Consider the following 2,872-nt stretch of genomic DNA (forward strand, 5'->3'; position numbering starts at 1 on the left):
GCTCCGACGATCTGCACGGGCGCCCAGGGCTGCGGCGTCGACGGCTGTGCGGGCGGCTGCCACGGGTCGGGGGTGGAGGCCGCGGACGGGGCGGTCTGGGTGCCGGCCGTCCACTGGCCGCCGTCCCACCATCGTTGGAGCCCCGGCGTGCCTTGGGGGTCGGGGTACCAGCCGGGGGGAGTCTGCCCTGTCATGGCCCCTGACCTTAGGGCAGGACGATTACGAATCGGATAAGGATCAGATCCCGCCGGCGGCCTCCAGGTGCAGCGGAGACCAGCGCGCGGACGCGACGCCGTTGGTCTCGCCGTTGGTGCGGGGCCGCGGGATGTCGGCGACGGGGGTCTCGGGTCCGGTGAGTTTGCGGATGTCGATCCCGCCGGGGGCAGGGCCCTGCCCGCCGGGAACCTGCGACTGCCCGAAATGCCCGCCTCGAGCCCAGGTTCTGCGGTCGCGGCGCGCCTGGTAGGCCTGGGGGACGTCCAGGGGTGGTCCGGCGGGCCAGCGGCGCGCCACCCCCCAGGCGTCCAGCCACGACATGACGGTCTCCAGGTCCTTGAGCTGCCCGTGGGTGAAGGGCTGCCGCGCGAACCCGACGACCATGATCTGGACGCAGGCCCTGCCCTCGCGGCTCACCTCCGCGCCGATCAGCCCGCCGGCCCGCGTCGCGGGCAGGAGCTGGACCAGCTCGCCCCTGACCGGGTTCCAGACGAGGTGGACCGGTGTGGAATCCAGGGTCTGGGCCACGGACCGTGCCGAGACCAGCTGCGGATCACTCTCGCTCGTGCACCATACGGCGCGTGGCGCGCCGCCTTTCATGCCTCCCCCATCCCTGCTTGCCAGTAGTCGTCCTGCCCCCGGAAGCCAGGCGTCGGCCACGGTCAGTTCCCCCCAATCGGGTGAAAAACACCCTGGATTGGTCTAGTCCTTAGTTCGTAACCCACTTGTCGGGATTAGTCCAGCTATGCCTACCCGAGTTGAAACTTCCTTACACAGGGCCTCGGGCGCAGTCATCAACCGAGTGTCGTTCTAATCTGGGCGCATGAGCCTCGCACCCGTCCCCGGTCTCGACCACTCCCGGCTGTCCCAGTGGTTCGCTTCGTCACTGCCGTCGCTCGGCGCCGTGACCGGGGCGGAGCTCATCGCGGGCGGACGGTCCAACCTGACCTACCGGATCGAGCTGGAGGGCGGGCCGGTCGCGCTGCGCCGTCCGCCGCTCGGCCATGTGCTCCCCACCGCCCATGACATGGTGCGGGAGCACCGGGTGCTCAGCGGGCTCGTCGGCGAGGGGAGCGTGCCGGTGCCGCGGCCGCTCGCGCTCTGCGGCGACACCGACGTGCTGGGCGCGCCGTTCTACGTCATGGAATGGGTCGACGGGCGGATCATCCGGACCGTAGAGGACGCCGTCGACGTCCCGCCGGAGCAGGCCGCCGCGCTCTCCGATCGGCTCGCCGAGGCGCTCGCGGCCATCCATCTGCTGGATGTCGAGAAGGCGGGGCTAGCCGACTTCGGCCGTCCCGAGGGCTATATGGCGCGGCAGCTCAAGCGGTGGGGCCAGCAGTGGGAGCGGTCGAAGACGCGGGACCTGCCCGCCTACGACCGGCTCGTCGAACGGCTGGCCGCGGGGCTTCCGGAAAATCCGCGCATGGGGCTCGTCCACGGCGACTTCCGGCTGGACAACGCGCTCGTCCGGCTCGCGCCGGAACCGGCGATCGCGGCCGTCGTCGACTGGGAGATGTCCACACTCGGCGATCCGCTGGCCGATCTCGGTCTCACCCTCGTCTACTGGACGGAGCCGCAGGACGAGCCGCTGCCCGTCGGCTCGACCGTCACCGCGGCGCCCGGTTTCCCCAGCCGCGCCGAGTTCGCCGAGACCTACGCGCGGCTCACCGGGTTCGATCTGTCGGGCATCGACTACTACACGGCGTTCGGCTGCTTCAAGCTCGCCGTCGTCCTGGAAGGCATCCACGCCCGCTTCCTCCAGCACGCCACGGTGGGCGACGGCTTCGAGGAGCTCGGCGCGGCCGTCCCCATCCTGGTCGACCGCGCCCACCGCATCCTCGGCTGACCGCCCGGCTCAGCCGGTGTCGCCCGGGTTCTCGTCGATCGGGATCTCGGTTTCGCACTCCCAGCGGATCGTGCGGCTGCCGCCGGGGGAGAGGACGACCGTCGAGGTGGCTTCGCCGTCGCAGCTGCTCCGGGTGACCGTGACCGTGACGGAGACCGATCGTCCTGCCGTGAGGGTCCCTGAGCGTTTGCCGACGGACAGGTGCGCGCCCGGTGTGGCCTTCCAGGCGACGTCGCCGCCGGAGGCCGTCAGCAGGAGCGTGCAGCGGGTCGAGCCGACCTCGATGAGGACGTCGCAGCCGGAGACCCGGAGGGTTCCCGGCTTGGGCTTGGTGGAGGGGGTCGACGCGGCCGAGGCGCTCGCCGACGGTGACGCGGAGGCCGCGGCGGACGGAGTGCTCGAAGGCGCCCTTGACGGCGTGGCCGATCCGCCCGCGGGCTGCTTGGGCTTCTTCTTCGTCGTGGAGGCTTCCTCCCCGCCCCCGGACCCCGCGTCGGCCTCGCCGGACGGCTGGACGCTGACGTTGTCCTGCGGGTCGGCCGCCTTGTCGCTGCCGCCGCCCGGCAGCCACACGAACAGCCCGCCCGCGATCGCCGCGACACAGCCGACGCCGATGAGCGGGACGAGGAACGCGGGCAGCCGCTTCTGGTCCTCCTCGCTGACGGGGATCCCGGACGCGCGCCGCGCCCTGACCCGTCCGCCGGACCGCAGGAACTCCTCGTCGGTCATGGTGACGGTCGCCGCGATGCCGGGTGCGGGCACTCCGGCGGCCCGCCGGTGGCCGCCGGTGGTCCGGACGTCGCCGCC

Annotated in this window: 4 protein-coding genes; 1 reads left to right on the plus strand and 3 read right to left on the minus strand. The window is 72.1% G+C overall.

Translation table 11 applies throughout. The features are described from left to right. Positions 1–194 (minus strand): DUF2510 domain-containing protein (locus ACYVE7_RS32025; protein WP_460370058.1); only part of this gene is annotated, 194 nt, incomplete at its 3' end. A 43-nt stretch (positions 195–237) separates the two neighbouring features. After that, on the minus strand, positions 238–744 hold the full coding sequence (locus ACYVE7_RS32030; RefSeq protein ID WP_460370060.1) for a hypothetical protein: 507 nt from the start codon (positions 742–744) through the stop codon (positions 238–240). Between the two features lie 295 nt (positions 745–1,039). On the opposite strand from ACYVE7_RS32030, the gene ACYVE7_RS32035 reads away from it, so the two are divergent. After that, on the plus strand, positions 1,040–2,065 hold the full coding sequence (locus ACYVE7_RS32035) for a phosphotransferase family protein (protein ID WP_460370062.1): 1,026 nt from the start codon (positions 1,040–1,042) through the stop codon (positions 2,063–2,065). 9 nt (positions 2,066–2,074) lie between these two features. Here ACYVE7_RS32035 and ACYVE7_RS32040 read toward each other — a convergent pair. After that, the coding region (locus ACYVE7_RS32040; RefSeq protein WP_460370064.1) for a hypothetical protein at positions 2,075–2,872 on the minus strand (798 nt) is incomplete at its 5' end.

The organism is Actinocorallia lasiicapitis, from assembly GCF_054778695.1.